The 5,198-nt window shown below is 75.5% G+C and carries 5 protein-coding genes and 1 pseudogene; 3 read left to right on the top strand and 3 right to left on the bottom strand.

All coding sequences use genetic code 11. The features are described from left to right. Positions 1-105 precede the first annotated feature (105 nt). Complete coding sequence (locus HCJ92_RS21875; protein ID WP_167935334.1) at positions 106-1,017, top strand: DNA-3-methyladenine glycosylase family protein; 912 nt, start codon at positions 106-108, stop codon at positions 1,015-1,017. A gap of 67 nt (positions 1,018-1,084) precedes the next feature. On the opposite strand, the gene HCJ92_RS21880 is transcribed toward HCJ92_RS21875, so the two are convergent. Beyond that, complete coding sequence (locus HCJ92_RS21880; protein ID WP_245241106.1) at positions 1,085-1,702, bottom strand: acyl-CoA thioesterase; 618 nt, start codon at positions 1,700-1,702, stop codon at positions 1,085-1,087. Between the two features lie 178 nt (positions 1,703-1,880). Between HCJ92_RS21880 and HCJ92_RS21885 the strand changes: the two genes are divergently transcribed. Continuing rightward, a complete protein-coding gene (locus HCJ92_RS21885) occupies positions 1,881-3,134 on the top strand; it encodes an LCP family protein (protein WP_167935335.1) in 1,254 nt (417 codons plus the stop codon). Between the two features lie 144 nt (positions 3,135-3,278). Here HCJ92_RS21885 and HCJ92_RS21890 read toward each other — a convergent pair whose 3' ends face one another. Beyond that, entirely contained in the window at positions 3,279-4,004 is a 726-nt protein-coding gene (locus HCJ92_RS21890; protein WP_167935336.1) for an ATP-binding cassette domain-containing protein, read from the bottom strand. Positions 4,005-4,231: 227 nt separating this feature from the next. Next, positions 4,232-4,888, bottom strand: a complete 657-nt coding sequence (locus tag HCJ92_RS21895; protein ID WP_209311442.1) for a hypothetical protein — start codon at positions 4,886-4,888, stop codon at positions 4,232-4,234. A gap of 43 nt (positions 4,889-4,931) precedes the next feature. Here HCJ92_RS21895 and HCJ92_RS24480 point away from each other — a divergent pair. Continuing rightward, positions 4,932-5,198 (top strand): annotated as a pseudogene (locus HCJ92_RS24480) (hypothetical protein); the annotation flags it as partial.

The following is a 5,198-nucleotide window of genomic DNA, read 5'->3' on the forward strand; positions in this document are numbered from 1 at the left end:
GCCCTCACGCCACGACTCGTCCGCCCCCCACCGGGAGCGCGTCACCACCCCGGGGCGGGGACACGGGGCCGGCCGGGCGGCGGCGGACCGTACGCTGAGCGGGCCATGCGCGAGCGGAGCTGGGCACCCACCGGCCCCTACGACCCGCGCCGCACGCTGTCGGTGCTGCGGCGCGGCGTCGGCGACCCCACCTTCCGCACCGACCCCGACGGAACCGCCTGGCGCGCCACCCGCACCCCGGAGGGGCCCGCGACGCTGCGGCTCCCGCCGGGCGACCCGGTGCGGGCGAGCGCCTGGGGACCGGGGGCGGAGTGGGCGCTGGACCGCCTGCCGCAGTTGCTGGGTGCCGAGGACCGGCCGGAGGAGTTCCTCGCCCACCACCGGTCGGTGGCCGAGGCCGCCCGCCGTCACGCCGGGTTGCGACTGGTGCGCACCGGTTCGGTACTGGAGGCGTTGATCCCCTCGGTGCTGGAGCAGAAGGTCACCACGCGGGAGGCGTACCGCTCGTGGCGGCGGCTGGTGAACCGGTTCGGTGAGCCCGCCCCCGGCCCGGCGGGTGAGGGGAGGACGGGAATGCGGGTGATGCCCGACCGCACGGGGTGGCTGCGGGTGCCGTCCTGGGAGTGGCACCGCGCCGGGGTGGACAGCAAGCGGTCGGACACCGTGATCCGCGCGGTCCGCGCGGCGCCGCGGCTGGAGCAGGCGGCGGACATGGCGCTGCCGGAGGCGATCGCCCGGCTCTGCCTGGTGCCGGGCGTGGGCCCGTGGACGGCTGCGGAGGTGCTGCAGCGCAGCAACGGCGCGCCGGACGCGGTGACGGTCGGGGACTACCACCTGCCGGGGATCGTCGGCCACGCCCTGGCGGGCGAGCGTGACGCGGACGACGCGCGGATGCTGGAGCTGCTGGCGCCCTACGAGGGGCAGCGGTACCGGGCGACGCGGTACATCGTGCTGACCGGTCTCGGTCCGCCGCGGCGCGGTCCGCGCCGCGAGGCCGTGGACATCGGGCGCTGGTGAACCGGTGCCGGGCGCCGGTGGTCCGGCCCCGGCAGGCCGTGCGCCACCTCGGGGGCGCCCGGCGCCGTCAGTCGTCGGTGTCGAGCCCGTCGGCGATGCGGCGTTCGCGCAGCTCCTTGATGGCACGGCGGCGGGCCAGCCGGTGGGTGCGGCGGATCTGCGCCTCCTGGTAGCGGCGCCGGTCGCGCTCGGTCTCGGGCACCACCTGGGGCACCGGACGCGGGCGTCCGTGCTCGTCCACGGCGGCGAACACGAGGTAGGCGGTGCCGACCTGGGTGGCGGGGGTGGACTCGTTCCACCGCTCGGCGAGGACGCGCACGCCGACCTCCATGGAGCTGCGGCCCGTCCAGTTGACCTGCGCCCGGACGTGGACGAGGTCGCCGACCCTGACGGGCTCCAGGAAGACCATCTCGTCCATGGAGGCCGTGACGGCGGGCCCGCCGGAGTGCCGACCGGCGACGGCGCCGGCCGCGTCGTCGACGAGCTTCATGATCACGCCACCGTGGACGGTGCCGAGCAGGTTGGTGTCGCTCGCGGTCATGATGTGGGAGAGCGTGGTGCGGGAGGCGGCCGTCGGTTTGGTGGCCGGACGGTCCGCCGCGGGTCCCGGGGCTTCCTCGTGGGTCGCCGCCGGGCCGCCACCGGCGCCCTCGGCGCCGTCGCGGGCGGTGATCGGTTCGGTCATGCGCTCCACTCTAGGCGCGGCGACACGGCCCGACCGGCCCTGACCGGCGGTTTCGGCCCCACCCCGGCGAGAGCCCGGTCACATCGCGCCGCGGCGCGCGCGGGGCGCATTGCATCAGCTCTGCCACAGATCCCGACCCCCTCTCCCTCGGCGGTCCGCCGAGCGGCAGACTGACGGCATGAATGACTGGCCCGAGGGATGGACCGAACAACCGCACCCACGGCGCGGACGCGGCGGTCCCCCGCAGCCCGAGGGCGCTCGGGTCATGCCCCACGTCTCGCGCCAGGCGCCTCCCGGGCAGGGCGGCTACGGCCAGGGGCCCGCCTACGGCGACCACCGGTACGACCGCTACGAGCAGCCGAACGCCGCACCCCACCGGGCCGGGGGCGGCTACGGCCCGCCCCCCGGGTACGACTACGACGACCGCGACGACCACCGGCCGCGGCCCAACTGGGGGCGGCGCATCAAGTGGACCGTCATCTCGCTGGTCATGGTGATGCTCGTCACCGGGGTGGGCACCTACCTGTGGGCCGACTCCAAGCTGCGCCGCGAGGTGGACCTGTCGGTGGTCGAGGAGCGCCCCGACGGCGGGAAGGGCACCAACTACCTGATCGTCGGCACCGACAGCCGTGAGGGTCTGACCGCCGAAGAGCGCGAGAGCCTCCGCACCGGTCACTCCGAGGGCGCCCGCGCCGACACGATGATGATCCTGCACACCGGCAGCAACGGGAACTCCCTGGTCAGCCTGCCGCGCGACTCCTGGGTCACCATCCCCGAGTTCACCGGTTCGAGCTCCGGCAACCGGATTCCCGCCTCGACCAACAAGCTGAACGCGGCCTACGCCATGGAGGGACCGGAACTGCTGGTCCGGACGGTGGAGTACAACACCGGGCTCCGCATCGACAACTACGCCGAGATCGGTTTCGGCGGCTTCGCCTCCGTGGTGGACGCGCTGGGCGGCGTCGAGATGTGCTTCGAGGAGGCGGTGCAGGACAAGAACTCCGGCGCTGACTTCGAGGCCGGCTGCCAGGACCTCGACGGCGGTCAGTCGCTGGCCTTCGTGCGGCAGCGCTACCAGGAGGCCATGGGCGACCTGGGACGTACCCAGAACCAGCAGAAGTTCCTGGGCGCCCTCGGCAACCAGGTGGCGTCGCCCGCGACGCTGCTCAACCCGTTCAAGCTGTACCCGACCATGGGCGCCAGCCTGGACTCGCTGATCGTGGACGAGGAGATGAGCGTCTTCGAACTCGGCCGCATGTTCCTGGCGCTGCGCGGCGTGCAGGGCGACGGCGGCACCCAGATGAACGTGCCCGTCGCCGATCCCGGCTACGCCACCGACAAGGGTTCGGCGGTGCTGTGGGACAAGGAGGCGGCGGCGCAGCTGTTCGAGCAGCTGAAGGCCGACGAGTCGGTGACCGGCGCCGACGGCTGACCGCCGGCGACCACAGGCGGAGGGGCGGGCGGTCGCACGGCGGCGGCCCGCCCCTCGCGGCTGCCACGGGGAGTGCCCCCGGCTCGGACGGAGCGGCGGCGCTCCCTCCGAGCCGGGCCGCGGCCGGTACCGCCCGGGTCGGGGTCAGGCCGCGGAGCCCCGGGAGGCGGCGACGCCCGCGGGACGGCGCACGGCGGCGAGCCGCCCCTCGACGAGCTCCAGCACCGCGTCGGCCAGCCGGAGGCTGTCGAAGGTCCCGGGCTCCGGCGCCAGCCGCCCGACGACCAGCACGGACCTCCCCTGGTCCCGGAGACCGCAGACCACCTCCCAGAACCGGCGGCGGGTCTCGCGGTCCAGCTCCTGGCAGGGGTCGTCGAGGACCAGCAGCGCTGGGTCGTGCATCAGGGCGAGCGTCAGGTTGACCTTCTGCCGGGAGGTGGGGTCGAGCGCCCCCGCGTCCTCGTGGCGGAGGTGTCCGGCCCCGAGCTGGTCGAGCAGTTCCAGCGCGCGGCGGGTGTCGCGCAGCCGGTAGGTGGCCTGGAAGTACCGCAGGTGCTCGTCGACGGTCAGCGTGTCGTTCAGGACCGCCTGCTGGGGACAGAACCCGGCCGCCGCGGTGCGCTCGACCCGACCGCGGTCGGCCGGGAGCCGACCGGCGGCGATCCGGGCCAGGGTGGTACGGCCGGCACTCCGGTTCGCCGCCCCCTCGGGGGCGGTGCGCTGCCCCCCGCCCCTGCCCGGGGTGTCGGCGGCGGCGGTGACGCAGACCAGCGCCCCCGCCGGTACCTCCAGTGACGCCCCGCGCAGGACCTCCCGCCTGCCGTACGTCTTGTGCACTCCGGTGAGCCGCAGCCCGGCGCCGTCGTCCACGCGTCCCCCTCTCCACCGTCGCGGTCCGGCAGCCCCGTCGGGCCTGCCTGCCCCTGCCTCCCGGTTCAACGACCGGGGCCGGGTCAGGACACCGTCGCGGACCGTCGCTTTCCGGACGAACACGCCTGATCAGCAACGGGGTTGAAGTGGCCGCAGCGACCCGGCGGAGACGGCGAACAGCCCGGGGGCGGCGGGCGGCCCGGGGCGGCCGAACGGCCCGCCGGCCGTCAGCGCAGCACGGCGTAGCCGACCGCACCGATCAGCGCTCCCTGCGCCCCTCCCGCGACGACCTGCGCGACGGTGTGGTCCCGCAGCGCCACTCGGGACCACCCCGTCAGCAGCGGCAGCAGCGCCGTCAGCAGCAGCGCCTGGCCGAAGGTGACGATCAGGACGGCCGTCGCGCCCGCCGCCACCGCGGTGTGGACCGAGATCTTCCACCACAGGGTCACGGCGACGGTCGTGGCACCACCGGCCAGTATCGCGACGACCAGTGCCGCCAGGTCTCGCGGTGCGCCGGGGAGCGACCACAGCAGCACGACGGCCACGGCGACGCACCCGACGCCCACCAGCAGGGGGACGGTGCGCTGTTCCCGGTCGGTGATGTGCCAGTCGGCCCACCAGCCGCGGGCCACCCCGAAGAGGACGAATCCGTAGGGCAGCACACAGCACAGCAGCACGGTGAGCAGGGCCCAGCCGAGCCCGGTGGCGGAACCGGTGGCGTGCAGACCGACCGCGCAGAGGACGACGAGGAGCAGCACGCCGGGCGAGCACGCCTCGGTGACCCACCGCGCGAGCCGGGACTCCCGCCGGGGCTCGACCGGGGCGGCGGCGGTTCTCGGGGGCGCCGGGCGGGCCGGGGGCGGGTCGGCTGACGGAGTGGACACGGCGACGCCTCTCCCCTCGCGGGCGGCGAGGGCGGTGGGAACGGTGGTTCACGGCGCCCGTCACCGGTCGCGCCGCCGCCGGGACCGGCCGCTCGGGCCGCACGGCGGTGGCTTCCGGCCGGGCACCGGGAAGACCGTACCCGCGCGCCGGGGGCGCGTCGGCGCCGTCCCCACGCCCGCGCCGCGCACTCCCCCACTCGGCGCACCGCGAGACCTGGCGGCACTGGTCGTCGCGATACTGGCCGGTGGTGCCACGACCGTCGCCGTGACCCTGTGGTGGAAGATCTCGGTCCACACCGCGGTGGCGGCG

It is taken from the genome of Streptomyces spiramenti (assembly GCF_012034385.1).
Taxonomy (GTDB): domain Bacteria; phylum Actinomycetota; class Actinomycetes; order Streptomycetales; family Streptomycetaceae; genus Streptomyces; species Streptomyces spiramenti.